The organism is Streptomyces lichenis, from assembly GCF_023218175.1.
Lineage (GTDB): Bacteria > Actinomycetota > Actinomycetes > Streptomycetales > Streptomycetaceae > Streptomyces > Streptomyces lichenis.
On the sequence record NZ_JALPTH010000013.1, the window covers coordinates 23,000 to 48,259 of the forward strand.

Here is a 25,260-nt window from a genome sequence, read left to right on the forward strand (position 1 = left end):
CCAGGCCGCTCCCCGGCCACCTGGGCCGGTGCTCACACCGGCCGGTCCGGCACAGGGCTCACCCCGGCAGCGACCCGTCCCACACGCCCTCGCCCCCGTCGCCCTCGCCCCGGACACCGGCGCCCCCGTCGCCCTCACCCCCGACGCCATCGCCCCGGATGCCGGCACCCCCGTCGCCCTCACCCCCGAGGCCGTCCGCCGCCGCCCCGTCCTGGGACATCCAGCCGCGCTCCCGGGCATGCCAGCCCAGTTGCAGCCGGGTCGTCACCCCGGCCAGCTCCATCAGGTTCCGGACCCGGCGCTGCACCGTCCGCAGCCCCAGATCGAGCTGCTTGGCCACGCTGGCGTCGGTCAGCCCGGCCAGCAGCAGTGAGAGCACCTCCAGATCGGTGGCGTCCGGACCGCCCGGACCGTCCTCGCCCACCACGTCCCCGCCGCCCAGCCGCAGCGGCAGCGCCACGCCCCACACCGCGTCGAACAGCGCCGTCAGCGATTCCAGCAGCCCACTGGCGTGCACCACCAGGGCGGCCGGCTCGGCTCCCCGCCCGCTCAGCGGGACCATCGCCAGCGTTCCGTCCGCGACCACCAGCTTCGTCGGCACCCGGTCCACCACCCGTACCCGCTCGCCCCGGCCCAGTGCGGCGGACAGCTCTCCGATGCTTCCGGGCAGCGCGAGCACCGAGCGCTCCACCACGATCCGGTAGGCCACCCCGCGGGCCACCGCCGTCTCCTCGGCCTGGTTCTCCGGCCCGGTCACCGCCACCGGCTCACCGGTCACCAGCGCGCACACCTCCCGCGCGGCGCCCAGCTGGAGCTGGCGGAAGCGGTGCGCCACCGCTGCCGCGCCGGTCACCACCTCCACCAGGTCGTGCACGGCCGGCTCGGCGGCCTTCGCGCGGTACTCCTGCGCCAGCGCGGCCGCCGCCAGCTCCGCCTGCTCCAGATCGTGCCGCTGCTGCGTCAGCAGCGGCCCCAGCGCCACCGCGGGCGGCGCCGCCACCCACCGGCCGGTACGCGCCGAGGACTGCGCGGCCAGCCCCTGCGACTCCAGCCCCCGCAGCGCCCGCTCGGTCTCCGGCTCCGGCAGCGCCAGCCGGCGCGCCAGGTCCGGGACCTCGGCCGCCCCCAGCGCCACCAGCGCGCGGTACGCCGTCTCCTGGCGCTCGTCCAGCCCTATCGCCCCCAGCACAGCCCCGCCCCACCTCTCCCGGCCTGCTCAGGCCCGTCCGGCCCGCCACCCGGTGCCGGGCACCACTGTGGCGGGAATCGGCCACGGCGTAAACCCGCCCGAGGCTCCGCCCCCGAACCCCGCGCAGCTCTGCCACGGTGACACCACCGCACCACCACCCCACCTGCGCGGCTCCTCCCCGGCACGACATCCGGGGCCCCGAGGGCAGGCACGGCGACACCCCCGCACCCCGCCCGGCGACCTGCGACCGAGGGGCATCCCGTACGGCGAACCGCCCGGCACCGGCGGCGCGTACGGCGCCGAGGGCAGCCACCCCAGCCGTACTGACCGCCACCGGCCGCACCGGCCGCACCGGCCGCATGGGGCGCCGCCACCGCCACTTGCCATTGCCGCCGTCCGGCCGACGGCCATGAGACCGGTCCGCCGGGCGTCCTTCCCGTGGGGGGTGGGGACGCCCGGCGGACCCCTTCCGGCCATCCGGCCCGATGAGCACATTTGCCCGGCGGCCGTTTTCCCGGCCGCCGCGCGGTCGATGATGAGGGGTATGAGTCCCCAGGGGGAGCCCACCCATGCCCCGGACGACGACTGGTGGGACAAGCTGTACGGCGGCGATCCGGACCAGTCCGGCGACCGCGCCGACCCGGCCGAGCCGCCCTCCTCGCCCTCCGCCGGTTCGCCGCGGCCCGAGCCGCGTCCCCCGGCGCCCTGGGAGGAGGCGGCGCACGAGCGGCGCACCCCGCGCACGTTCCCCGGCGCGCCGCCCGGCCCCGGCGTACCGCCGCCGCAGGCCCCGGCGGGGGTGCCCCGGCCGCGTACCGCGCACGTCGGCGACGGCCCGCCCACCTACGACCCGGAGCCCACCGCGCTGCCCGCGGCGCACCCGGACGAGCTGGACCAGCTCACCGCCGACACCGTGCTGGACGGCGCCCGCTACGGCCCTTGCACCCTGCGGGCCGCCTCGGTGCGCGGCGACTCCGCCCGCTACCGAGGCGAGCAGCGGCGCGACGCCCTGCTCACCGCCCGGTTCGGCACCGGCGAGGGGGCGCTGCTGCTGGTCGCCGTCGCCACCGGCGGCCGTACCGCCACCGGCGCCCACCGGGCCGCCGCCGACGTCAGCCGCTGGATCGCGGAGGCCGTGGGCCGCAGCCACGCCCGGCTCTCCGAGGACATCCGCTCCGGCCGCCGACGGGACCTCAAGTCCGGACTGCACCGGCTCACCGACCGCTCCTACGGCAGGCTCCGGGGCCGCGCCGCCGACCTCGGCGTCCCGGCCGAGGCGTACACCGCCGGGCTGCGCTGCCTGCTGCTGACCGCCGACCCGGCCTGCCGCACCCGGGTGTTCTTCGGCGTCGGCGACGGCGGGCTGTTCCGGCTGCGGGACGGCTTCTGGCAGGACATCGAGCCCCCGGTGCCTCCGCTGCCGCCGCCGGACAAGGACCGCGCTACCCCGCCGCCCGGGGCGGCGGACGTGCCCGCCGAGACCGCCGAGGGGGAGCGGCTCACCCTGGACCTGGGCCTCACCCCGCCCCCGGCCGGCTATCTGCCGGGCCCGGTGCAGCCGCCGCCCGAGCCGTTCCGCTTCCGCGCCTCGGTGGCCCGCCCCGGCGATGTGCTGCTGCTCGCCGGGCGGGGCCTCGCCGAGCCGGTACGCGGGGAACCGGCGCTCGCCGACGAGCTGGCCGCCCGCTGGGGCACGGGCGCGCCGCCCGGACTGGCCGCCTTCCTCGCCGACACCCAGCTGCGGGTGAAGGGGTACGCCGACGACCGTACGTGCGCGGCCGTCTGGGAGGCGTAACCGGCCCGGCGGTGCGTGGGAGGCGAGGCGGCCGCGGCCGTGCGTGGATGGAGCCATGGCCAAACAGAGCGTGGCAGAACAGTTCGTCGACATCCTCGCCCGCGCCGGGGTGCAGCGGCTGTACGGCGTCGTCGGGGACAGCCTCAACCCGGTGGTCGACGCCATCCGCCGCACCCCGGGCATCGACTGGGTGCACGTCCGGCACGAGGAGGCCGCCGCGTTCGCGGCCGGCGCGGAGGCGCAGATCACCGGGCGGCTGGCGGCCTGCGCCGGCTCCTGCGGGCCGGGCAATCTGCACCTGATCAACGGGCTGTACGACGCCCACCGGTCGATGGCCCCGGTGCTGGCCCTCGCCTCCCAGATCCCGTCCGCCGAGATCGGCCTCGGCTACTTCCAGGAGACCCACCCCGACCGGCTGTTCACCGAGTGCAGCCACTACTGCGAGCTGATCTCCAGCCCGCAGCAGATGCCCCGGGTGCTCCAGACCGCCATCCAGCACGCGGTGGGGCGCGGCGGGGTCAGCGTGGTGGCGCTGCCCGGCGACATCGCCGCCGAGCCCGCCCCGGCCAAGGCCTACGAGCACGCCCTGGTCACCTCCCGGCCCACCGTGCGCCCCGGCGACGAGGAGATCGACGCCCTGGTGAAGCTGGTGGACGAGGCCGACCGGGTCACCCTGTTCTGCGGCAGCGGCACCCGCGGGGCGCACGCCGAGGTGATGGCCTTCGCCGAGCGGGTCAAGGCCCCGGTCGGCCACGCCCTGCGCGGCAAGGAGTGGATCCAGTACGACAATCCGTACGACGTGGGGATGAGCGGGCTGCTGGGGTACGGCGCCGCCTACGAGGCCACCCACGAGTGCGATCTGCTGATCCTGCTCGGCACCGACTTCCCGTACCAGGCCTTCCTGCCCCAGGGCGACGTGAAGATCGTCCAGGTGGATGTGCGCCCCGAGCACCTCGGCCGCCGCTCCAAGCTGGACCTCGCCGTGTGGGGCGACGTCCGCGAGACGCTGCGCTGTCTGACCCCGCGGGTGCGCACCAAGCACCAGCGGAAGTTCCTGGACCGGATGCTGAAGAAGCACGCCGAGGCTTTGGAGGGGGTCGTCAAGGCGTACACCCGCAAGGTGGACAAGCACACCCCCATCCACCCCGAGTACGTCGCCGCGGTGCTGGACGAACTCGCCGACGACGACGCGGTCTTCACCATCGACACCGGGATGTGCAACGTCTGGGGCGCCCGCTACCTCTCACCCAACGGGCGGCGCCGGATCATCGGCTCGTTCAGCCACGGCTCCATGGCCAACGCCCTGCCCCAGGCCATCGGCGCCCAGCTCACCGACCGCAGGCGGCAGGTGGTGTCGCTCTCCGGCGACGGCGGCTTCTCGATGCTGATGGGCGACTTCCTCACCCTCGTCCAGCACGACCTGCCGGTCAAGATCGTGCTCTTCGACAACTCCTCCCTCGGCATGGTCGAGCTGGAGATGATGGTGGCCGGGCTTCCCGCGTACGGCACGGACAACCGCAACCCCGACTTCGCCGCCATCGCCCGCGCCGCCGGGGCCTACGGGGTACGGGTGGAGAAGCCCAAGGAGCTGGCGGGCGCGCTGAAGGACGCCTTCCGGCACCCGGGGCCGGCCCTGGTCGACGTGGTCACCGACCCCAACGCGCTCTCCATCCCGCCGAAGATCAAGGCCGAGATGGTGACCGGCTTCGCCCTCTCGGCGAGCAAGGTGGTGCTGGACGGCGGGGTCGGCCGGATGGTCCAGATGGCCCGCTCCAACCTCCGCAACGTCCCGCGCCCCTAGACACCACACGGCCGCGGCCCCGGGAGCGCCTCCGGTACGGGGCGCGCGCGGACCCGCGCACGGCACCGGCGCCGCACCCCGCCCCGTACCCCGGCCAAGAGCCCCTGTTGGAGCAGTGCGCCCCCCGGACGCCTCTAGGCGGAGGGCCGCCGAAGGCGTGACGCTGCGCAGGCACGGGCATGCATCCCGTGAACCTGTTCGAGCAGAAGGGCAGTCGACGTGCGGGTGGGGGAGACGATGGGGCGTCAGAGCGGGGCCGGAGCGGTGTCCGAGGGGTGCGTCCGCGGCACGGGGCGGCCGGACCGATGGCGCCGGCATGTCGCACGTGCCGAGCTGACCGCCGTACCGGAGGTCCGGCGCGCCGTACGGGAGCTGCTGCGGCACCACTGGACGGAGGGTGAGGACGCCGCCTCGGCCGAGCTGTGCGCCACCGAGCTGGTCACCAACGCGCTGGTGCACACCGACCGGGGAGCCGTGGTCACCGCCACCGTCGGCCCCGCGCCCCGCGCCGCGCTGCGGGTCGAGGTACGGGACTTCACCGGCGTACTGCCCACCCCCCGCGAGCCGACCGTCCAGGACGGCACCCACGGGCGGGGGCTGATGCTGGTGCAGACGCTCGCCGACTCCTGGGGCGTCTCGGCGGACGGGGTGGGCAAGGTGGTCTGGTTCGAGCTGGCCACCGGTCGCGGCCGGCCCCAGGACACCCCCTCGGCGGAGCCGGCGAGGCCCGGCATGCCGCACATCCCCGGACAGGCGAGCGCCCCCGGCGCCGCCTGACGGGCGGGGAAGCCGGGGGCGTCCGGAGCAGAAGGCCGACCGGAGCGAACCGCTCAGCCGAACTGCTGCTCAAGGTGCTTGAGCTTCTGCTCCAGCGAGTCCAGCCGGGGCAGCGCCTGGGTGTCGTCCTCGGCGGTCAGATCGACGGTCCGCGGCGGCTCGCCCCCCGCGGGCTTCACCGCCTGGAGGGACGGCCGCTGGCGAAGCGGCAGCTGCTCCGCGCCGGATATGGCGGGCTCCGCGGCGGACCCGCCGCCCAGGCCCCCCGTGCCCGGCCCCTCCAGCGCCCCGGCCCTCGGCGCCGCGCCCACCTCCAGCGGCCCCGGACCGGCGCCCATGGCGGCGGCCGCCCGGACGTCGACCTGCCGGCCGCCCCGGCCCAGACCGAAGGCCCGGTGCTGCCGGTTGAAGGCCTTCAGCCGGGCCCGCTCCAGCTTCCGCTCCTCCCGCTGCCGCTGCCGGGCGCGCTCCCGCTCCCGCCGGTCCTCGCGGACCTCGTCGACCGCCTCGTCCAGGGTGCGTACGCCTTCCAGGAGCATCAGCGACCAGGCGCCGAAGGTCTCCCGGGGCGCCCGCAGCCAGCGGACGATCCGGATCTGCGGCAGCGGACGGGGCACCAGGCCCTGCTCGCGCAGCGCCGCCCGCCGGGTCTGCTTCAGCGCCCGGTCGAACAGCACCGCCGCCGACAGCGACATCCCCGCGAAGAAGTGCGGCGCCCCGGCGTGCCCCAGCCCCCTGGGTGCGTGCACCCAGTTGAACCAGGCCGCCGCCCCGGCGAAGGTCCACACCAGCAGCCGCGAGCCGAGCGCCGCGTCGCCGTGGCTGGCCTCCCGCACGGCGAGCACCGAGCAGAACATCGCCGCGCCGTCCAGGCCGAACGGGACCAGGTACTCCCAGCCGCCGGACAGGCTGAGGTTCTGCCGGCCGAAGCCGACCAGCCCGTGGAAGGAGAGCGCGGCCGCGACCGCGGCGCAGCAGAACAGCAGCAGATACGAGGCGGTGCCGTAGACCGCCTCCTTGCGACGCCGGCGCTCCTCGGTGCGCTCCCAGGAGTCGTCCGCCGGTGCCTTCTCCCCGGCCTTGCGGGCCCGGGTCAGGACCGCCACCGCCGCCACGACACCCACCAGCATCACAGCGCCCGGAAGCAGCCAGTCCAGCGATATGTCGGTCAGTCTCATGCGCCAGTCCCTTGCATCACTCGCGGTGGGGGAGTTCCGGCGGTCATCCTGGCCCACGGCCGCGGGGCCCGGCGCGGTTTCGGGACAAGAGCACGCCAACGGGGCCGTCCGGCCCGGCAACGGGGCCGCAATCCTCGAACGCCCGTGCAGAGGCGCAGGGTTGTGTTCGCATCACGCCACTCGAACGGGTGGCATGGAAGGCGGGCAGGGTGAAGCGGGCCGATCCGGACGCGGGGCTCGGGCGGCCTCAGGCGACGGGCGCCGCCAGCCGGCGGACGCGCTCCTCGTCGCAGGTGCGCGGACAGGTGACACAGGTGTCCTCGGGGCGCAGCGTGTAGAAGAAGCAGCAGCTCGCCCGGTCCCGGGTCGGCAGCGTCTCGCCCGAGGGGCCGCTCAGCTCGCGGAAGCCCGCGGAGCCCACATACGGCTTGGTGGCCGCCGAGCCCGGCAGCAGCAGCGCCAGCTCCGCCATGGCGCGCCGCTCCTCGCCCAGCAGATGCCCCACGTACCACAGGCCCTCGACGATCTCGTCGGTCGCCATCCCCCACAGGGCGCGCCGCCCGCGCCGCATCCGGGGCGCGAAGCCCTCCAGCACCGCTCCGAGATGGTCGGCCACGGCCGCCCGCACCTCGGCTCGCAGCGCCTCCTCGTCGGGCACCACCCGGGCACCGGGCAGCACGGCCGCCGGGTCGTCCGGCAGGCAGGCGAACTCGCGCACCCGCACCGTCATCCGGCCCAGGGCCCGCTGGAAGGCGACGTCCGCCACCGGCATCCGGGGCACCCTGCGGTGCAGGAACCACGGCACGGTCACCAGCAGGCAGGCCGGCCAGGCGTACCGGTGGAGCCCGAAGCTCGCCACCACGTCCGGACGCGCCCGCTGCCCGTAGTCCCGCAGCACCTGCGCGTCGTCCCAGGCCAGGAACCCGTCCACCGCGGCGCCGCCCGCCGCCAGCTCCCAGGCCCCCACCCAGCCCGACTCCCGCGGCGGTTCCTCCCCGTGCGCCAGCTCCCGCACGGCCAGGCCGGGGAACACCTCGGCCAGGCGCGCATAGGCATCCGCGACGGGGGACGCCTGGGCGGGCAGCAGAGCGGAGACGGACATCGGGTGACCACCGCATCAGATCGTTGGTAGGTAAGGCTTACCTTACAGGATCTCGCGAAGGTGTGAACGACGGCCCCGTCCACCTATCGTGCACACCGGCCCCTCGCACCGCGAGTCGGGCCAAGGTACCGGCAGCCAGGAGGCCCCGAGTGGAGTACGGCGGAGGACACTCAGGCGCGTCCGCGCGCCCGCACACGGCCGTGCCCGCGGCCCGCGCCCCGGCGGCGCCGGTGCACCGGCACTCGGTCCGCGCCCAGGTGCTGGAGCTGCTGCGCACCGCGCTGGTCAGCGGCGAGCTGGCACCCGGCGAGGTGTACTCGGCCCCGGTCCTCGGCGAGCGGCTCGGCGTCTCCGCCACCCCGGTCCGCGAGGCCATGCAGCGGCTGGCCGTCGAGGGCGCGGTCGAGGTGGTGCCCAACCGCGGCTTCCGGGTCGTCCGCCGCACCGCCCGCGAGCTGGCCGAGCTCGCCGAGGTACGGGCGCTCATCGAGGTGCCGGTGATGCTGCGGCTCGCCCGCACCGTCCCGGCCGCCCGCTGGGACGCGCTCCGCCCGCTGGCCGAGGCCACCGCCGGCGCCGCCGCCCGCGGCGACCGCGCCCACTACGCCGAGACCGACCGCGCCTTCCACCGCGCGGTGCTCGCCCTCGACGGCAACGAGCAACTGGTCGCCGTCGCCGAGGACCTGCACCGCCGCTCCCAGTGGCCGCTGGTCTCCGGACCGGCCCCCCGCCAGGCCGACCTGCTGGCCGACGCCGCCGAGCACACCGCGCTGCTCGACGCCCTGGCCGCCCAGGACTTCACCGTCGTCCAGGCGCTGGTACGGGAGCACTTCACCGGTGCCCAGCCCTGACCGCCGCCCCGCCGGCCGGGGCCGGTGGGGTATACCTGATGGCCTTTCGCACCGCCTCACGGGAGCCCCAGTGACCGAGACCTCGCCCGCCGGGACGCGGACCGCGGATGTCGCACTGGCGGGGCAGAGCGTGCTCGGGGTGGTGTGGACGCTCGCCGGACGGCTCGGCGTGGTCGCCCGCACCCCCGCCGAGCTGGTCGCCGCGCTCGCCGCCGACCCCCGGCGGCGAACCCTCACGCTGAGCGGAGCCGACGCCGCCCGCGAACCGCTCGCGGTCTGCGAACTGGTCGAGTGGCTGGCGGAGCTGGGCACGGTACGGCTACGGGTCACCGCCCGCCCCGGCAGCCCCGCCCACACCCGGCTGGCCGCCGTCCGCCGCGGCACCCTGGAGCTGGCCCCCGAGCCGCCCGCCACCCCCGAGACCGCCGGCGGCCCGACCGGCGGCCCGAGGCGACCGGACGCCGCCCCTGGCCACCCCTCCCGTCCTGGCTGCGCCGGCGGCCATACCTTCCGCCTCGGCCGGCTGGACGACCCCTTCGCCGTGTGCGCCGCCGACCCGCTGGCGGTCACCGCGGCCTACGCCGCCGACGAGGACGACCACGGCGGGCTGCGCCCGGCCTGGCTGCGGGCCGGGCAGGCGCTCTGCGCCGAACCCGATCCCGCCCGGCGTGCGTTGGTACTGCTGGCCGCGCTGTCCGACGCCGCCGACCCGCGGCTGCGCCCCGCCCTCGCCGCCCAGGCGGCGACCGCGCCCTGGCGGGTGGTCTGGAACCGGGTCCAGGGGGACATCCGCCCGCCGTGGCCCGGCCCGGTCGGCGCGCTGGCCACCGCGGCCGGCCGGCTGCTCGCCGCCGACCCGGCGGGCCGGCTGCACGCCGTCCACCCCGAGGACGGCACCCCGGCCGGGCGGCCCTGGGACACCGGCCGGCGGATCCGGGCCCTGGCGCCCCTAGCCGACGGGCGGGTTTTGCGGCTGGACGACCGCGGCCGACTGGCCACCGGCCACCTCGATGGCCTTATCGGTATCGATCGCCCCTCCGGCGCCGATCACTCCGACCCCCTCACCGACGCCGTCGCCGCCGTGCTCACCGCCCACCCCGGCAGCGCCCTCACCGCCGCCGCCGGCACCCTCGTCGTGGGGGACCGGGTCGGCTCGCTGCACGCCTTCGAGGCGACCGGCCTCCACCAGACGGCCGCGCACCGGGGCCGGGTCACCGCCGCGAGCGCGCTGGCCGCCCCCGGCGGCCGGTCCGGGGTCACGGTCTACAGCGGCGGCGCGGACGGCACCGTACGGGCCTGGCGCCCCGGCCGAGGGGCCACCGCCACCCCGCTGCTCCGGCGGGACTGCCCGGTCGCCGCCGTGCACGCCGCCCGGACCGGCACCGGGACGGTGCTCGCCGCCGCCTGGACGGACGGCCTGGTACGGCTCCACCGGCCGGGCGGCGCCGGACCGCTCGACTTCCGCCCCGGCCCACCGGTCCGTGCGGTCGCCGTCACCGGCGCGGGCACCCTTGTCATCGGCATGGACGAGGCGCTGCTCTGCCTGGCCCCGGCCGCCTGACCCGGTACGGCGCCGGCCGCGATGGTGCCGCCGGCTCAGTGCCCGGAGGCACTGTCAGTGCCACCCTCTACCGTCACTCTCATGAGTTCCTCCCTGAGTGTGTATCTGCTCGACACCGCCGCCACCCGTGCCCTGGTCGGGTCCCGTGACGAGCAGCTGCTGAAGGTGGTCCGCACCGACTTCGCGGACTCGCTGGCCCGCGACGACGACTACTTCGCCGACGCGATCGAGGGCGGCGCCCCCACGGCGTACGACGCCCTGCACGCGGTCGTCCACGGCGGGCCGTTCAGCGACAACCCGGACCACGCCTTCCAGTACGGCTACGCCTACCAGCGCCTCTGCTCGCTCACCGGCTCGTTCCTGGACAACGCCTGCTTCACCCCGCACCGGGGCGCCTGGCTGTCGGAGGTCGACGAGGGCCTGAAGGCCGTGGGCGTCACCGCCGTGTCCGTCGAGGACTTCAGCTACGGCGGCCCGCCCGCGCCGGTGCCGTCCACCTGGGAGCTCGGCTGCGGCGAGTGGACGCCCGATCGGATAGCCCGGGCGCTGGAGCAGTTCGAGACCGCCCGGCGAGCGGAGGCCGAGTCCGGCCGGGCACCGTCCCTGGAGCCCGAGGTCGAGGAGGCCGTCTCCCAGTGCCTCGGCTGGATGGGCCACGCGGCGAGGCGCCCGGGCTTCGGCGTCATCGGCTTCCGCTTCTGACCACCAGTCCGCGAGCCCGTCGTCACATCACCTCAGGCCGCCGGCGCGGCCGCCAGCTTGGCCGCCAGCCAGGTCGGCACCCCGCCGAGCAGCTGGAACAGCCGGCGCGCCTCCGAGAGCAGCCGGGCGGCCTCCGGCTCGGTCTCCGCGTCCGCGAGGGACGCCAGCGCCGGTGCCGTACCGACCAGGTAGCCCAGCTCCTCACGCAGCCGCAGCGACTCGGCGAAGCCGTGCCGCGCCTCCGCCAACTCGCCCTCGCGCAGGGCCAGTCCGGCGAGGTGGCGCCAGGTGGAGGAGAGCAGTAAGTCGTCGCACCGGGCGGCGGCGGCCGCATGGGCGCGGCGGTAGGCGGCCCGGGCCGCCTGCGGGGAGTCCGCCAGGTTCTGGGCGACCAGGCCGCGCCGGAAGTCCAGCAGCGCCCGGCCCGGTGCGGCGGGGGCGTAGAGCGCGGCGGACCGGCCCAGCGCCGCACGCGCCTCGTCCGCCCGGTCGCGCACCCCGAGCAAGGTGGAGGCGTACGCCAGATAGCCCCGCTCACAGGCGGCCGCGCCCCGTTCGTCGTCGTCCCGGGCGACGGCCTCCGCGGCGCGCAGCGCGTCCTCGGCCTCCGCCCAGCCCCGCTCGGTGTAGAGGCACCGCTCGATCAGCAGCGCCGCCCGCTGGAGGGCCACCGGCGGATCACCCGCCGAGGGGGTCAGCAACTCGGCCGCGTCGCTCCAGCAGCCGCGCGAACGCAGCCGCCACACCGCGGTCTGGAGGGGATCGTCGCTCTCGGCCGTTCCGGATCCGGACACGACGGTATGCGCCACATCGCCCTCCCCGAGCACACCATTGAGCTGTTGGGTCCGGAGAATCTCAGCATGGATCGGGGGGCCCGCCAAGAGGGATGAGTGAAACAATTCACAATCCCGGGACAGCGGACCGCTCCCAGGGAGCGCCCCTCACCCGCCGCCAAGGCCTCACCCCCTCGCCCCGGCACCGCCACCGGCCCCCACCCGATTCCCCCGAATTGGTGAACGCGCCCGCCGCCGGAGCCCGTTGGAGCCGGAGCCAGGTCTTCGCCCCCACCCACCGGGCACTCCGGGTCCCGGTGCCGGTCAGGGGCGGTGGGGGCGGCCGCGGCGGGGCCGGCCGGAGTCGCGCGGGCGGCCGCGGCGGGGCTGGGGGGAGGGAGCGGGCGGGGGAGTGAGGGTGTCCGGCCAGTGGGAGGGGCGGGGCAGGCCGGCCGGCAGCTTCGTGGCCGCGTCACCGTGCGCGGCGGTGAGCTGGGGCTCGGTCAGGAAGAGCGCGCCGGTGAGGTCCGCGCCGTGCAGCCGGGTGTCACGCAGGTCGGCGCCGAGGAGGTCGGCCTGGCGCAGGTCGGCACCGCGCAGGTCGGCGGCGATCAGATACGCCCCGCGCAGCAGTGCGCCGCGCAGGTCGGCGCCGCGCAGTCGGGCGCCCATCAGGTCGGCGCCGCGGTGGTCGCGCTTGCGGCCGGGCACGTCGGCGCGGGCCAGTTCCCCGGCGCGCAGCAGCAGGGCGCCGACGCGGGCGCGGTGGGCGGCGACGTCCAGGGCGGCCAGTTCGGCCGGGGTGAGCAGGGTCATCCGCTCGGTCTCGGCCAGCACCTCCCGTACCTCCGGACGCAGGGCGCGGGCGGGCGCCAGCCGCAGCACCTCGGTCAGGTGGCGCAGCAGTTCGTGCAGCTGGCGTACGACGGGGAAGGCGGCGAACATCTCCCGGGCGGCGGCCGGGTCGCGCCGCCAGTCGCGCCCGCCGAAGGTGACCTGGGAGACCTTCTGGCCGGCGCCGAAGCAGTCGTAGACCGTGCAGCCGGTGTAACCGGAGCCGCGCAGCCGGTCGTGGATGCCGCAGCGGGAGTCCTCGCGCAGATTGCCGCAGGGCGTACCGGCGGGCTTGTCGGCGGCGAAGTCCGCGGACGCGGTGAAGGGCAGCGCGACGCAGCACAGCCCGAAGCAGTGGGCGCAGTCGCCGCGCAGCGGGTCGGGGGCGACGAGGGGGAGCGGTTGCCCGGTCCCGGCGGGGCGGTCACCGGGGTGGGCGGGGGAGGAGTCGTTCACCTGGTCCTCGTCGAGCGGTGGGGCGGTCGTCCGTGCGTTGGCGGAACAGTCTTTCAGGACATCCGGAGGGCCAGGAAGAAGTCCAGCTTGTCCTCCAGCCGGGACAAGTCGCGTCCGGTGAGCTGTTCGATGCGGCCGATCCGGTAGCGCAGCGTGTTGACGTGCAGATGGAGCCGGGAGGCGCAGCGGGTCCAGGAGCCGTCGCTGTCGAGGAAGGCCTCCAGGGTGGGGATGAGCTCGGCGCGGTGGCGGCGGTCGTAGTCGCGCAGCGGGTCCAGCAGCCGGGCGGTGAAGGCGCGGCGCACGTCGTCGGGGACGAACGGCAGCAGCAGGACGTGCGAGGCGAGTTCGTGGTGCCCGGCCGCGCAGACCCGGCCGGGGCGGGCGGCGGCCACCCGGCGGGCGTGCCGGGCCTCCTCCAGGGCGCCGCGCAGCCCTTCGGCGGAGTGCACCGGGGCGCTCACCCCGAGGGTGAGCCGGCCGTCGTCGGCGAGGCCGGCGGACAGCGGGTTCTGCACGGCGGTCAGCAGCACCTCGGCGTGCAGCCCCGGGCCGGTGGCGCCGTCCTCGGCCGGGTCCTCGCCGGTGCTCTCGGCGGGGGCGCCGTCCAGGTCGGCCGCGGCGGGCAGCGGGACCAGCGCGATGGCCTCGTCCCCGGTGTGGGCCACCGCGATCCGGTCGGCCGTGTCGGGGCCGGAGGTCGCCGGGTCGACCAGGATCTCCTCCAGCAGCGACTGGGCGACCGGACCGGCGTCCAGGCCGGCCGCGCCGCCCTCGCCCCATTCAACCCGGGCCACCACGACCTGCCAGTGCGGGGCGGAGCCGAGGCCGGGCAGCAGCACCGGGGCGGCCACCCGCAGCCGGGCGGCGATCTCGGCGGGCGGGGCGCCGGTCTGCACCAGCTCCAGCACCTCCTGGGCGAGCCGGCGCCGTACCGTACGGGCCGCGTCCCGGCGGTCCCGTTCCACCGCGATCAGCTGGGTCACGCCCTGGAGCAGGTCCAGCCGGGCGGCCGGCCAGTCGCCGGCGTCCGCCTCGACGGCCAGCAGCCAGTCGGAGAGCACCGTCTCGCGGACGTCCCGGGTGTCCCGGGCGGTGGCGGGGGCGGTGGTACGGCCGGTGTTCCGGATCGGGAAGAGGGAGTAGGTGGTTCCGCCGATGACCGCGCGGTGCGGGCCGCGGCGGCCGGTGCGGGTGGCGGCCAGATGCTCGCCGGCCAGCAGGGCGCCCCGGTCGCCCGGCAGCGGCGCCCCGGCCCCGGCGATCCGGCGGCCCGTGGGGGAGAGCACCCAGGCGTGAAGGTCCAGGTCGGAGCCGAGCAGGTCGAGCACGACCTCCGGGCCGCCGCCGGTCGGTCCGGAGGTCATCAGTCGCCGGTGGCGGTCCACCACGGCCGCCAGGTCGCCGGCCCGCTCGCCGGACACCTGTCGAACGACATGCTCGGTGATCGTTGCGAACGCAACGGATTCATGGACGGCGAAGAGCGGCAGATGGTGGCGTGAACACGCCTCTACCAGGTCGTCGGGGATCGCCCCCAGCTCGGCCTCGCCGGCGGCCAGCCCGGCGACACCCGCGCCGGCCAGGATGCGGACGAACCGCTCGCAGTCCGCCGCGTCCCGGCGCCAGGCCAGCCCGGTCAGCACCAGCTCACCGCCGGACAGGTAGCGGCTGGGGTCCCGCAGGTCGGTGGTCATCACCCCACGTACCGTGCGGTCCAGCTCGTCCTCGCCGCCGAGGAGCCTGAGGCCCAGCGCGTCGGTCTCCAGCAGTGCGCGCAGCCGCATGTCGTCGTCCGCCGATCTGTTCTCGTGAAAGTCGTGAGGGAGGGGAGGGGTGGGCGAAGGGTGGCGGGCCGGGCCACGAGGTGTCTCGATGTCGCCGGTGGGCTGTGGCCACCGTTTCCAGGGGGAAACGGAGAGGTTACCGCTCCGCGCCTTTCGTTCGAATCTACAAGACCGAGGGGGTGCCCAGCCAACTCCTTCATGGTTTCGGTGACTGCACCGGGTGGAGCACCGCTGGGTGTACTGGGCCCACGAGGCGTGAACAGCACATGAACACGAACCCGCCGGGCCGGCCGATCCCCACCCACCCGGAAGCCCCCCCCGAGAAGCAGCCGGCCCCACGAGTAACCGACCACCCGCCACCGGGAGCCCCGCCATCGCGACGGATCGCGCGGACCCCCGGCCACCCGTGGTCCCCCCGATCCGAAGAAGAGAGCCGCTATGGACTTCCTTCGCCCCGCAAGCTGGGAGGAGGCGCTCGCCGCGAAGGCCGAGCATCCCTCGGCCGTCCCCCTCGCGGGTGGCACCGACGTCATGGTCGAGATCAACTTCGACCACCGGCGGCCCGAGTACCTCCTGGACCTCAACCGCGTCGAGCCGCTCCACGACTGGGAGGTCGGCGAGGAGAACGTCCGCCTGGGCGCCTCCGTCCCGTACACGCGGATCATGGAGAACCTGCGCACCGAACTGCCCGGCCTCGCCCTCGCCGCCCACACGGTCGCCTCGCCGCAGATCCGCAACCGCGGCGGCGTCGGCGGCAACCTCGGCACCGCGTCCCCGGCCGGCGACGCCCACCCCGCCCTCCTCGCCGCCGGCGCCGAGGTCGAGGTGGAGTCGGTCCGCGGCTCCCGCTTCATCCCGATCGACGCCTTCTACACCGGCGTCAAGCGCAACGCGATGGAGCCGGACGAGCTGATCAGGGCCATCCACATCAAGAAGGCCGCGGGCCCCCAGCAGTTCTCCAAGGTCGGCACCCGCAACGCCATGGTCATCGCGGTCTGCGCCTTCGGCCTCGCCCTGCACCCCGACTCCCGCACCGTGCGCACCGGCATCGGCTCCGCGGCCCCCACCCCGGTGCGCGCCAAGGAGGCCGAGGCCTTCCTGAACGCCGCGCTCGACGAGGGCGGCTTCTGGGACAGCGGCGCCGTGCTCACCCCCGCCATCGCCCGGCAGTTCGCCACCCTCGCCGCCGGCGCCTGCAACCCCATCGACGACGTCCGCGGCACCGCCGCGTACCGCCGCCACGCCGTCGGCGTCATGGCCCGCCGCACCCTCGGCTGGACCTGGGAGCAGTACCGCTCCACCGGACACGCCCTGGAAGGAGCCGTCTGACCATGCGCGTGAACCTCACCGTCAACGGACGCCCGCAGCAGGCCGACGACGTCTGGGAGGGCGAGTCCCTGCTGTACGTGCTGCGGGAGCGGCTGGGCCTGCCCGGCTCCAAGAACGCCTGCGAGCAGGGCGAGTGCGGCTCCTGCACGGTCCGCCTGGACGGCGTGCCGGTCTGCGCCTGCCTGGTCGCCGCCGGCCAGGTCGAGGGCCGGGAGGTGGTCACCGTCGAGGGCCTCGCCGACTACGCCCGGCAGCGCGAGCAACACGGCCACGGGGGACACTGCGCCACCGGCGCCTGCGCCGCGCCCGGCACCAGCCTCCAGGACGCCCGGGGCTGGTCCGCCACCGGTACGGACTCCCAGACCGGCGAGGGCACCGCGCTCGCCCCCGTCCAGCAGGCCTTCATCGACGCCGGCGCCGTCCAGTGCGGCTTCTGCACCCCCGGGCTGCTGGTCGCCGCCGACGAGATGCTGGAGCGCAACCCCTCACCCTCCGACGAGGACATCCGCGAGGCGCTTGCCGGCAACCTCTGCCGCTGCACCGGCTACGAGAAGATCCTCGACGCCGTCCGCCTGGCGGCCGCCCGCCAGGAACGCCAGGGAGAGGCGGTCTGATCCCCATGCCAAACCCCACCGGCAATCCGGCCACCCCCACCCCCGCCGGCACCCCGACCCAGGTCACCCAGGGTTCGCGGACCAGGGGCGGCATCGGCGAGTCCACCCTCCGCCCCGACGGCACCCTCAAGGTCACCGGCGAGTTCGCCTACTCGTCCGACATGTGGCACGAGGACATGCTCTGGGGCCAGATCCTGCGCTCCACCACCGCGCACGCCGAGATCGTCTCCATCGACGTGTCCGAGGCGCTCGCCCAGGCCGGGGTGTACGCCGTGCTCACCCACGACGACCTGCCCACCGACGTCACGAAGTACGGCCTGGAGTACCAGGACACCCCGGTCCTCGCCGACGGGGTGGTCCGCCACCACGGCGAACCGGTCGCCCTGGTCGCCGCCGACCACCCGGAGACCGCCCGGCGCGCCGCCGCCAGGATCAGGGTCGAGTACCGGGAGCTGCCCGTGGTCACCGACGAGACCTCCGCCCTCGCCGACGGCGCCCCGATCCTCCACCCGCACCGCGACGACCACCACGCCGGCCATGTCGCGCACCCCAACATCGTGCACCGCCAGCCGGTGGTCCGCGGCGACGCCGCCGAGGCCGCGAGGCGCGCCGATGTCGTCGTCACCGGCGAGTACGTCTTCGGCATGCAGGACCAGGCCTTCCTCGGCCCCGAGTCCGGCCTCGCCGTTCCCGCCGAGGACGGCGGCGTCGACCTCTATGTGGCCACCCAGTGGCTCCACTCCGACCTGCGCCAGATCGCGCCCGTCCTCGGCCTGCCCGAGGACAAGGTCCGGATGACGCTCTCCGGCGTCGGCGGCGCCTTCGGCGGCCGCGAGGACCTGTCCATGCAGATCCACGCCTGTCTGCTGGCGCTGCGCACCGGCAAGCCCGTCAAGATCGTCTACAACCGGTTCGAGTCCTTCTTCGGGCACGTCCACCGCCACCCGGCCAGGCTCCGCTACGAGCACGGGGCCACCCGCGACGGCAGGCTCACCCACATCAGCTGCCGGATCGTGCTGGACGGCGGCGCCTACGCCTCCGCCTCCCCGGCCGTCGTCGGCAACGCCGCCTCCCTCGCCGTCGGCCCGTACGCCGTCGAGGACGTCGACATCGAGGCCGTCGCCCTCTACACCAACAACCCGCCCTGCGGCGCCATGCGCGGCTTCGGCGCGGTCCAGGCCTGCTTCGCCTACGAGGCCCAGATGGACAAGCTCGCCAAGGCCCTCGCCATGGACCCGGTCGAGCTGCGGCAAATGAACGCCATGGAGCAAGGCACCCTGATGCCCACCGGCCAGCGGGTCGACTCCCCGGCCCCGGTCGCCGAGCTGCTGCGCCGGGTCAAGGCCCGCCCACTGCCGCCCGAGCGCCAGTGGGAGAGCACCGCCGGCGCCGACGTACGGGCCCTGCCCGGCGGCCTGTCCAACACCACCCACGGCGAGGGCGTCGTCCGCGGTGTCGGCTACGCGGTCGGCATCAAGAACGTCGGCTTCTCCGAGGGCTTCGACGACTACTCCACCGCCCGGGTGCGCATGGAGGTCGTCGGCGGCCAGGCCGTAGCCACCGTGCACACCGCGATGGCCGAGGTCGGGCAGGGCGGCATCACCGTGCACGCCCAGATCGCCCGCACCGAGCTGGGCGTCACCCAGGTGGTCATCAACCCCGCCGACACCCGGGTCGGCTCCGCCGGCTCCACCTCCGCCTCCCGGCAGACCTATGTCACCGGCGGCGCGGTCAAGAACTCCTGCGAGCTGGTCCGCGAGAAGGTCCTGGCGATCGGCCGCCGCAGGTTCGGCACCCACCACCCCGCCTGGGCCACCGCCGAGCTGCTGCTCGAAGGCGGCAAGGTGGTCACCGACGGCGGCGAGGTCCTCGCCGACCTGGCCGAGGTCCTGGCCGACGAGGCGGTGGAGATCGAGGCCGAGTGGCGCCACCGTCCCACCCAGGCGTTCGACCTGGTCACCGGCCAGGGCGACGGCCACGTCCAGTACTCCTTCGCCGCCCACCGCGCGGTCGTGGAGGTGGACACCGAGCTCGGCCTGGTCAAGGTCGTCGAACTGGCCTGCGCCCAGGACGTCGGCAAGGCGCTCAACCCGCTCTCCGTCCTCGGCCAGATCCAGGGCGGTACCACCCAGGGCCTGGGCATGGCCGTCATGGAGGAGATCGTCGTCGACCCGAAGACCGCGAAGGTGCGCAACCCCTCCTTCACGGACTACCTGATCCCCACCATCCTCGACACCCCGACCATCCCGGTCGACATCCTCGAACTCGCCGACGACCACGCGCCCTACGGCCTGCGCGGCATCGGCGAGGCCCCGACCCTGTCGTCCACCCCGGCCGTCCTCGCGGCGATCCGGAACGCGACGGGCCTGGACCTCACCAGGACGCCGGTACGACCCGAACACCTCACCGGCACCCCCTGAAAGCCCCTCCGGATCCCTCGCCCGGCCCACCACACACCGGGCGGGGACACCCCGGAGACCTGCCGGCCCCGCACCCGGGGCCCGTCAGACCTCCGGGCGGTGCGTGCCTCCCGGGAACGTCACACTTCCACCCGCCGCACCGCCCGGAGAACCCCCACGCGGGACGACCCCGCACCCGCCGTCCGCGTACCCGTGTAAGCGCCGGCACCCCCGCCCAGCGGCCCCCACGCCGCGCGCGGACCCCGTTCGTCTCGGGCCGTCCCCCGGGTCGTGCAGCCAACGCACCATCCCAAATCCCGCAGATGCGCCCCTCTGCGCGCGGGTGCCCCTTTGAACCTTGGGAGAACAGGCACCATGACCCAGTCGTCCGTGGAGCCCAGGACCGCAGCGGAGGAAGCCGGCAACGGCTCCCGAGTCCCCGCCGGCCGATCCTGGCTCGACCGCTATTTCCACATCACCCACCGAGGGTCCACCGTCGCCAAGGAAGTGCGCGGCGGCATCACCACCTTCATGGCGATGGCCTACATCCTGCTCCTCAACCCCCTGCTGCTCGGCGGCGGGGACGTGAACGGGGACAAGCTCAGCCAGCCCGCCCTGATCACCGCCACCGCGCTGGCCGCCGCGGTCACCACCCTGGCGATGGGCTTCATCGGCAAGGTCCCGCTGGCCCTCGCGGCCGGCCTCAGCGTCGCCGGCGTGATCGCCACCCAGGTCGCGCCCGAGATGACCTGGCCCCAGGCCATGGGCATGTGCGCGATCTACGGCGCGGTGATCTGCCTCCTGGTGGTCACCGGCGTCCGCGAAGTGATCATGAACGCGATACCGCTCGCCCTCAAGCACGGCATCACCATGGGCATCGGGCTCTTCATCGCGATCATCGGCTTCGTCAAGGCCGGCTTCGTCGGCCCGAGCACCGCCGGCGGCCCGGTCACCCTCGGCGTCGGCGGCTCGCTCACCGGCTGGCCCGTCGCCCTCTTCAGCCTCACCCTGCTGCTGATCTTCATGCTCCAGGCGCGCAGGATCCCCGGCGCCATCCTGATCGGCATCGTGGTCGGCACCGTCATCTCCGTCACCGCCACCGCCACCGGCCTCATCGACGAGAAGGCCTGGGGCGGCACCGCCCCCGTCCTGCACGGCAGCGTCGTCTCCATGCCGGACTTCTCCCTGCTCGGCGCGATCGAGTTCGGCGGCTGGGACAAGGTCGGCTACGCCGCCGTCTCGATGATCGTCTTCACCCTGGTCCTGGCCGGCTTCTTCGACGCCATGGCCACGATCATCGCGGTCGGCCAGGAGGCCAAGCTCGCCGACGCCCAGGGCCGGATGCCGGGCCTCAGCAAGGCCCTGTTCATCGACGGCGCGGGCGGCGTGGTCGGCGGCGCCGCCGGCGCCTCCGGCCAGACCGTCTTCATCGAGTCCGCCACCGGAGTCGGCGAAGGCGCCCGCACCGGCCTCTCGGCCACCGTCACCGGCCTGTTCTTCGCCGCGTGCCTCTTCTTCACCCCGCTCACCCAGCTGGTGCCCGGCCAGGTCGCCTCCGCGGCCCTGGTCGTCATCGGCGCGATGATGCTCCAGAACGCCCGCCACGTCGACTGGACCGACTGGTCGGTCGCGGTCCCCGTCTTCCTGACGGTCGTCCTGATGCCGTTCACCTACACCATCACCACCGGTGTCGGCGCCGGCGTCATCGCCTACTGCGCGATCAAGGCCGCCCAGGGCAAGTGGCGCGAGCCCAGCGCGCTGATGTGGGTCCTCTCGGCGGTGTTCGTCTTCTACTTCGCCATGGGTAACGGGCACTGACCTGGGAACCCCTCACACAGCCGTAGCCAAGGAGGCCGACATGCTGGACATCGCCGAGGAGCTGCACCGGTGGGTCGAGCAGGGACGCGACTTCGCCGTGGCCACCGTGGTGGCCGTCACCGGCAGCGCGCCCCGGCAACCGGGCGCCGCCCTCGCCGTGGACAGCGAGGGCACCGCGATCGGGTCGGTCTCCGGAGGCTGCGTCGAAGGAGCCGTATACGAACTCTGCCGACAGGCCCTCACGGACGGCGCACCCGTCCTCGAACGCTTCGGCTACAGCGACGAGGACGCCTTCGCCGTGGGTCTGACCTGCGGCGGTCTCATCGACATCCTCGTCACCCCGGTACGCGGCGGGGTCCTCCCCGCCGCCCTCAGGGCCGCCGCCGAAGGCCAGGCGGCGGCCCTCGCCCGGATCACCGAGGGCCCTGCCGGCCTCCTCGGCCACGCCCTCCTCGTCCACCCCGACGGCTCGTACGAGGGCGGCCTCGGCGGCCACCCCGAGCTGGACCGCACCGCCGCGGCGGAGGCCCGCGCCCTGCTCGACGCCGGCCGCACCGGCACCCTCACCCTCGGCGAGGAGGGCTCCCACTGCGGGCAGCCCCTCACTCTCCTCATCGAGTCCAGCACCCCCGCCCCCCGCATGATCGTCTTCGGCGCCATCGACTTCGCCGCGGCCCTGGCCCGGGTCGGCAAGTTCCTCGGCTACCACGTCACCGTCTGCGACGCCCGCCCGGTCTTCGCCACCGCCACCCGCTTCCCCGACGCGGACGAGATCGTCGTCGCCTGGCCCCACGAGTACCTCGCCGCCACCCCCACCGACTCCCGCACCGTCCTGTGCGTCCTCACCCACGACGCCAAGTTCGACATCCCCCTCCTCGAACTCGCCCTCACCCTCCCCGTCGCCTACATCGGCGCGATGGGCTCCCGCCGCACCCACCTCGACCGCGAGCGGCGCCTGCGCGAGGTCGGCGTCGGCGAACCCGCCCTCGCCCGCCTGCGCAGCCCCATCGGCCTCGACCTGGGCGCCCGCACCCCCGAGGAGACCGCCCTCTCCATCGGCGCGGAGATCGTCGCCACCCGCCGCGGCGGCAGCGGCGCCTCCCTCACCGGGGCGCACACCCCCATCCACCACGACACCCGCCTGAACCCGGTGGCCTGACGTGTCCTGCGCCACGTTCCGGCATGCCCCCGCCACCCCTGGGCAGGCGAGCTGCGCGCCGGGGACGCCCCGACCCGCATGCCCCGCCCCGCAAGGAGACCCCCCATGACCGCCCACCCCACCAGCCCGATCTACGACCAGCTCGTCGAGGAGCAGGGCGACGTCCTCACCGAGACCCGCAAGCTGGCCGAACAGACCCAGGAACAGGCCTCCCAGGTACTCGACTGGACCGCGGACGCCTGACCCGCACCGCCGTTGGTGCGGGCCCTGGGCCCGGCATGGCCCCGTCGCGGGGGTATAGCGCCGGCGCGGCGGTACGTACGAGGGCCGGAGCCCGGTGAGGGCCGTACATCCCACCGGGCGACGGCGCCCGATCGGTGCGGGCCCTCGGCCCGGAAAATGGGGCCCGGGTGCGAAGTGGTCCGGGACCGGAGCCGGCGTGCCGTCTCACCCGCCGCGCGGTGAGGTCCGGCCGGTGCGGGCCTGTGCCCCGAGGAGGGAGCCCGCGGCCGGGCGGGGCCCGGTAAGAGGTGGTTCGGGCCGTCGGCCCGGGGGTCATCAGCCACGGCGAGACGGGTCAGTCGGCCGCCGGTCGGGTGGGGGTACGCAGGGTCGCGCGCGCAGCGGACGAGTGTAAGTCGAACGGTTCGCTTGACCGTCTGACGTGCAAGCACGAGCCGCGAGCACGTGAGCCCGGAGTGCCCACGCCCCCACCCACCGCAGAGCGGACCCGACCACCGGACCGGCGAAAGGCCACCGGACCGCCACCAGCACAGACCCACCCGCGTCAGCGCACCCACCGGGCGCGCGCCCGGCCCCCCGGTCGCACCCAGCTCAGACCCACCCCGCGTCAGCGAAGCCAGGCCCGCACCCGGCCACCGGACCGCAACCAAGCGCAGACCCGCCCCCCATCAGCGCACCCACCGGGCGGCAGGCAGGCCCGGACACCGGCGGCGTGAGCCGCCCACCGCCCCGCCCGGACCACCCCGGCGTGCCGGGATGTGTGACCTGTACCAGGCTGGATACGCGATCAGGCGAGCCGGACACGGCCGTGGGCCGTGGGCCTGAACCGCACGTACCAGAGGAGGCCGCATGGACAGCGACGAGAGCATGGGCGACGAGGTCTACCACCAGCCCGACGACGCGGACGAGCGGGAGGACACCGGCATCCTCGACCCGGAGGACACGCTCTCGGAGCGGGACGCCGACCCGTACGAGGAGGGGTACTCCCCGCCGGAGCGCCCGTACGCCGTGGAGGACCACGGCACGACCGCGCGGGAGCAGCGGGAGGGCGAGTCGCTGGACCAGCGGCTGGCCGAGGAGGTGCCGGACCCGACGCTGGACGACGTCGCACCCGGGGACGGCATCGGTGACCTGCCCGGCGGTGACGGCGAGGTCGCCGGCGGGGACCAGGTGGGCCGGGAGCGGTCCGGGCGGCTGGTGGCACCCGACGAGGGCGCGCACGGCGACGAGGAGAAGGACGTGGTGGCCACCGACGTCGGTATCGACGGGGCCGCCGCCTCGGCGGAGGAGGCGGCGATGCACACGGTGCCGGACGACGAGGACGAGATCCCGCGATGAGCACAGGCACCGGGTCGGGGACATCTTCGTGGGTGACGATGACGGTCAACGGGGTGGAGTACCGGCGGGAGCTGGACAACCGGACCACGGTGCTGGACCTGCTGCGGGAGCACCTGGGGCTGACCGGGGCGAAGAAGGGCTGCGACCACGGGCAGTGCGGGGCGTGCACCGTGCTGGTGGACGGGCGGCGGGCCAACAGCTGCCTGCTGCCCGCCGTGGCGCAGGACGGCGCCGAGGTCACGACGGTGGAGGGGCTGGCGGCAGGGGACGAGCTGCATCCGGTGCAGCAGGCGTTCCTGGACCGGGACGCCTTCCAGTGCGGCTACTGCACCCCCGGCCAGCTCTGCTCGGCCGTCGGGGTGTTCGCGGAGGCCGCCGCCGGCCACCCCTCGCATGTCACCGACCCGGGGCGGGCCTCGGGCCAGGGCCCCGTGGAGCTGAGCCGCGCCGAGATCCGGGAGCGGATGAGCGGCAACCTCTGCCGCTGCGGCGCGTATCCGAACATCGTCGCCGCCATCGAGGACGTGACCAGGTGAAGCCCTTCGGATACCAGCGCCCGGCGACGGTGGAGGCGGCCGTCGAGGCGTTCGCGGCGACGCCCGGGGCGCGGTACCTCGCGGGCGGCACCAATCTGATGGACCTGATGAAGCACGGGGTGGAGACCCCGGCCGTGCTGGTGGACGTGAGCCGGCTGCCGCTGGACGCGGTGGAGGAGCTGCCGGACGGCGGGGTGCGGGCGGGGGCCACGGTGCGCAACAGCGACCTGGCCGCGCACCCGCTGGTGCACGACCGCTTCCCGGTGCTGTCGCAGGCGCTGCTGGCGGGCGCCTCGGGCCAGCTGCGGAACATGGCGACCACCGGCGGCAACCTGCTCCAGCGCACCCGGTGCGGCTACTTCCAGGACACCTCCGCCGCCTGCAACAAGCGCGAGCCGGGCAGCGGCTGCGCGGCGAGGGACGGCGTGCACCGGGACCACGCGGTGCTCGGGCACTCGGAGCGGTGCGTCGCGACGCACCCGTCCGACATGGCGGTGGCGCTGGCCGCGCTGGACGCCGTGGTGGAGCTGTACGGGCCGGAGGGGGCGCGCACGGTGCCGGTGGCGGAGTTCCACCGGCTGCCGGGGGAGCACCCCGAGCGGGACACCGTGATCCGGCCGGGGGAGCTGATCACCGCGGTCACCGTGCCGGGCACGGCGGCGGGCCGGCCCTCCGCGTACCGCAAGGCGCGCGACCGCGCCAGTTACGCCTTCGCGCTGGCCTCGGTCGCGGCCGTGCTGGACACCGACGAGGACGGCACGGTACGGGCCGTGGGGCTGGCGTTCGGCGGGCTGGCGCACCGCCCCTGGCGGGCCCGGCTCGCCGAGACCGCGCTGCTGGGGCAGCGGCTCACCGAGGAGGCCGTCGCCCGCGCGGTGGACGCCGAACTGGCGCTGGCCGAGCCGCTGCGGGACAACGGTTTCAAGGTGCCGCTGGCCCGCAACCTGGCCGTGCACACGCTCAGCGGGCTCGCCCCGGCCCGCAGCCCCCAACGCCTCTGACCCGGCAGACCAAGGACCCC

At 75.2% G+C, this 25,260-nt stretch carries 20 protein-coding genes and 1 pseudogene; 15 read left to right on the forward strand and 6 right to left on the reverse strand.

What is annotated here, in order from left to right; all coding sequences use genetic code 11:
• Window positions 1-58: 58 nt before the first annotated feature.
• Window positions 59-1,189, reverse strand: coding sequence for a helix-turn-helix domain-containing protein (locus M1O15_RS14890; RefSeq protein ID WP_248634304.1), 1,131 nt, complete (start codon window positions 1,187-1,189; stop codon window positions 59-61).
• 532 nt (window positions 1,190-1,721) lie between these two features.
• Between M1O15_RS14890 and M1O15_RS14895 the strand changes: the two genes are divergently transcribed.
• The 3 genes and pseudogenes from M1O15_RS14895 to M1O15_RS14905 all read left to right on the forward strand — a co-directional run.
• The gene (locus M1O15_RS14895; RefSeq protein ID WP_443735617.1) at window positions 1,722-2,984 is read left to right on the forward strand and encodes a protein phosphatase 2C domain-containing protein; all 1,263 of its coding nucleotides are present in this window, start codon (window positions 1,722-1,724) and stop codon (window positions 2,982-2,984) included.
• 55 nt (window positions 2,985-3,039) lie between these two features.
• On the forward strand, window positions 3,040-4,785 hold the full coding sequence (locus M1O15_RS14900; RefSeq protein WP_248634307.1) for a pyruvate dehydrogenase: 1,746 nt from the start codon (window positions 3,040-3,042) through the stop codon (window positions 4,783-4,785).
• 237 nt (window positions 4,786-5,022) lie between these two features.
• Window positions 5,023-5,469 (forward strand): annotated as a pseudogene (locus tag M1O15_RS14905) (ATP-binding protein); the annotation flags it as partial.
• A gap of 146 nt (window positions 5,470-5,615) precedes the next feature.
• Here M1O15_RS14905 and M1O15_RS14910 read toward each other — a convergent pair.
• Together M1O15_RS14910 and M1O15_RS14915 are read right to left on the reverse strand one after the other, a co-directional pair.
• Entirely contained in the window at window positions 5,616-6,740 is a 1,125-nt protein-coding gene (locus M1O15_RS14910; RefSeq protein ID WP_248634308.1) for a DUF2637 domain-containing protein, read from the reverse strand.
• Window positions 6,741-6,987: 247 nt separating this feature from the next.
• The gene (locus tag M1O15_RS14915; RefSeq protein ID WP_248634309.1) at window positions 6,988-7,842 is read right to left on the reverse strand and encodes a (2Fe-2S)-binding protein; all 855 of its coding nucleotides are present in this window, start codon (window positions 7,840-7,842) and stop codon (window positions 6,988-6,990) included.
• A 62-nt stretch (window positions 7,843-7,904) separates the two neighbouring features.
• Here M1O15_RS14915 and M1O15_RS14920 point away from each other — a divergent pair, with 62 nt between their 5' ends.
• The 3 genes from M1O15_RS14920 (at window position 7,905) to M1O15_RS14930 (ending at window position 10,956) form a co-directional block, all read left to right on the forward strand.
• Window positions 7,905-8,693: a GntR family transcriptional regulator gene (locus M1O15_RS14920; protein ID WP_372499470.1), complete on the forward strand. Its 789-nt coding sequence runs from the start codon at window positions 7,905-7,907 to the stop codon at window positions 8,691-8,693.
• A 70-nt stretch (window positions 8,694-8,763) separates the two neighbouring features.
• Window positions 8,764-10,254 carry a WD40 repeat domain-containing protein gene (locus tag M1O15_RS14925; protein WP_248634310.1) on the forward strand — a complete coding sequence of 497 codons (1,491 nt, stop codon included), beginning with the start codon at window positions 8,764-8,766 and terminating at the stop codon, window positions 10,252-10,254.
• A gap of 81 nt (window positions 10,255-10,335) precedes the next feature.
• Entirely contained in the window at window positions 10,336-10,956 is a 621-nt protein-coding gene (locus M1O15_RS14930; RefSeq protein ID WP_248634311.1) for a DUF7691 family protein, read from the forward strand.
• A gap of 32 nt (window positions 10,957-10,988) precedes the next feature.
• Here M1O15_RS14930 and M1O15_RS14935 read toward each other — a convergent pair whose 3' ends face one another.
• The 3 genes from M1O15_RS14935 to M1O15_RS14945 form a co-directional block, all read right to left on the reverse strand.
• A complete protein-coding gene (locus tag M1O15_RS14935; RefSeq protein WP_248634312.1) occupies window positions 10,989-11,765 on the reverse strand; it encodes a hypothetical protein in 777 nt (258 codons plus the stop codon).
• Window positions 11,766-12,053: 288 nt separating this feature from the next.
• Window positions 12,054-13,019 (reverse strand): pentapeptide repeat-containing protein, encoded by a 966-nt coding sequence (locus M1O15_RS14940; RefSeq protein ID WP_372499471.1) that lies wholly within the window; start codon window positions 13,017-13,019, stop codon window positions 12,054-12,056.
• 53 nt (window positions 13,020-13,072) lie between these two features.
• Window positions 13,073-14,803 carry a PucR family transcriptional regulator gene (locus M1O15_RS14945; protein ID WP_248634313.1) on the reverse strand — a complete coding sequence of 577 codons (1,731 nt, stop codon included), beginning with the start codon at window positions 14,801-14,803 and terminating at the stop codon, window positions 13,073-13,075.
• A gap of 438 nt (window positions 14,804-15,241) precedes the next feature.
• Here M1O15_RS14945 and M1O15_RS14950 point away from each other — a divergent pair, with 438 nt between their 5' ends.
• The 9 genes from M1O15_RS14950 to M1O15_RS14990 all read left to right on the forward strand — a co-directional run bounded on the left by M1O15_RS14950 (window position 15,242) and on the right by M1O15_RS14990 (window position 25,240).
• On the forward strand, window positions 15,242-16,132 hold the full coding sequence (locus M1O15_RS14950; RefSeq protein ID WP_248634314.1) for an FAD binding domain-containing protein: 891 nt from the start codon (window positions 15,242-15,244) through the stop codon (window positions 16,130-16,132).
• 2 nt (window positions 16,133-16,134) lie between these two features.
• Entirely contained in the window at window positions 16,135-16,746 is a 612-nt protein-coding gene (locus M1O15_RS14955; RefSeq protein WP_248634315.1) for a (2Fe-2S)-binding protein, read from the forward strand.
• Window positions 16,747-16,751: 5 nt separating this feature from the next.
• Complete coding sequence (pucD, locus tag M1O15_RS14960; RefSeq protein ID WP_248634316.1) at window positions 16,752-19,166, forward strand: xanthine dehydrogenase subunit D; 2,415 nt, start codon at window positions 16,752-16,754, stop codon at window positions 19,164-19,166.
• A 354-nt stretch (window positions 19,167-19,520) separates the two neighbouring features.
• Entirely contained in the window at window positions 19,521-20,963 is a 1,443-nt protein-coding gene (locus M1O15_RS14965) for an NCS2 family permease (RefSeq protein ID WP_248634317.1), read from the forward strand.
• A gap of 40 nt (window positions 20,964-21,003) precedes the next feature.
• On the forward strand, window positions 21,004-22,122 hold the full coding sequence (locus M1O15_RS14970; protein ID WP_248634318.1) for an XdhC family protein: 1,119 nt from the start codon (window positions 21,004-21,006) through the stop codon (window positions 22,120-22,122).
• Window positions 22,123-22,227: 105 nt separating this feature from the next.
• A complete protein-coding gene (locus tag M1O15_RS14975; RefSeq protein ID WP_248634319.1) occupies window positions 22,228-22,365 on the forward strand; it encodes a hypothetical protein in 138 nt (45 codons plus the stop codon).
• 849 nt (window positions 22,366-23,214) lie between these two features.
• The gene (locus tag M1O15_RS14980) at window positions 23,215-23,703 is read left to right on the forward strand and encodes a DUF5709 domain-containing protein (protein ID WP_248634320.1); all 489 of its coding nucleotides are present in this window, start codon (window positions 23,215-23,217) and stop codon (window positions 23,701-23,703) included.
• A gap of 38 nt (window positions 23,704-23,741) precedes the next feature.
• On the forward strand, window positions 23,742-24,239 hold the full coding sequence (locus tag M1O15_RS14985; protein WP_248634450.1) for a 2Fe-2S iron-sulfur cluster-binding protein: 498 nt from the start codon (window positions 23,742-23,744) through the stop codon (window positions 24,237-24,239).
• Window positions 24,236-25,240, forward strand: a complete 1,005-nt coding sequence (locus M1O15_RS14990; protein WP_248634321.1) for an FAD binding domain-containing protein — start codon at window positions 24,236-24,238, stop codon at window positions 25,238-25,240. The genes M1O15_RS14985 and M1O15_RS14990 overlap by 4 nt, the downstream gene beginning before the upstream one ends.
• Window positions 25,241-25,260: the final 20 nt, after the last annotated feature.

Coding starts and splice junctions, on each gene's coding strand:
- M1O15_RS14985 (WP_248634450.1), top strand. CDS start 23,742: ATGACGGTCAACGGGGTGGAGTACCGGCGGGAGCTGGACAACCGGACC.
- M1O15_RS14945 (WP_248634313.1), bottom strand. CDS start 14,803: ATGCGGCTGCGCGCACTGCTGGAGACCGACGCGCTGGGCCTCAGGCTC.
- M1O15_RS14975 (WP_248634319.1), top strand. CDS start 22,228: ATGACCGCCCACCCCACCAGCCCGATCTACGACCAGCTCGTCGAGGAG.
- M1O15_RS14915 (WP_248634309.1), bottom strand. CDS start 7,842: ATGTCCGTCTCCGCTCTGCTGCCCGCCCAGGCGTCCCCCGTCGCGGAT.
- M1O15_RS14900 (WP_248634307.1), top strand. CDS start 3,040: ATGGCCAAACAGAGCGTGGCAGAACAGTTCGTCGACATCCTCGCCCGC.
- pucD (WP_248634316.1), top strand. CDS start 16,752: ATGCCAAACCCCACCGGCAATCCGGCCACCCCCACCCCCGCCGGCACC.
- M1O15_RS14930 (WP_248634311.1), top strand. CDS start 10,336: ATGAGTTCCTCCCTGAGTGTGTATCTGCTCGACACCGCCGCCACCCGT.
- M1O15_RS14910 (WP_248634308.1), bottom strand. CDS start 6,740: ATGAGACTGACCGACATATCGCTGGACTGGCTGCTTCCGGGCGCTGTG.
- M1O15_RS14965 (WP_248634317.1), top strand. CDS start 19,521: ATGACCCAGTCGTCCGTGGAGCCCAGGACCGCAGCGGAGGAAGCCGGC.
- M1O15_RS14980 (WP_248634320.1), top strand. CDS start 23,215: ATGGACAGCGACGAGAGCATGGGCGACGAGGTCTACCACCAGCCCGAC.
- M1O15_RS14970 (WP_248634318.1), top strand. CDS start 21,004: ATGCTGGACATCGCCGAGGAGCTGCACCGGTGGGTCGAGCAGGGACGC.
- M1O15_RS14950 (WP_248634314.1), top strand. CDS start 15,242: ATGGACTTCCTTCGCCCCGCAAGCTGGGAGGAGGCGCTCGCCGCGAAG.
- M1O15_RS14895 (WP_443735617.1), top strand. CDS start 1,722: ATGATGAGGGGTATGAGTCCCCAGGGGGAGCCCACCCATGCCCCGGAC.
- M1O15_RS14955 (WP_248634315.1), top strand. CDS start 16,135: ATGCGCGTGAACCTCACCGTCAACGGACGCCCGCAGCAGGCCGACGAC.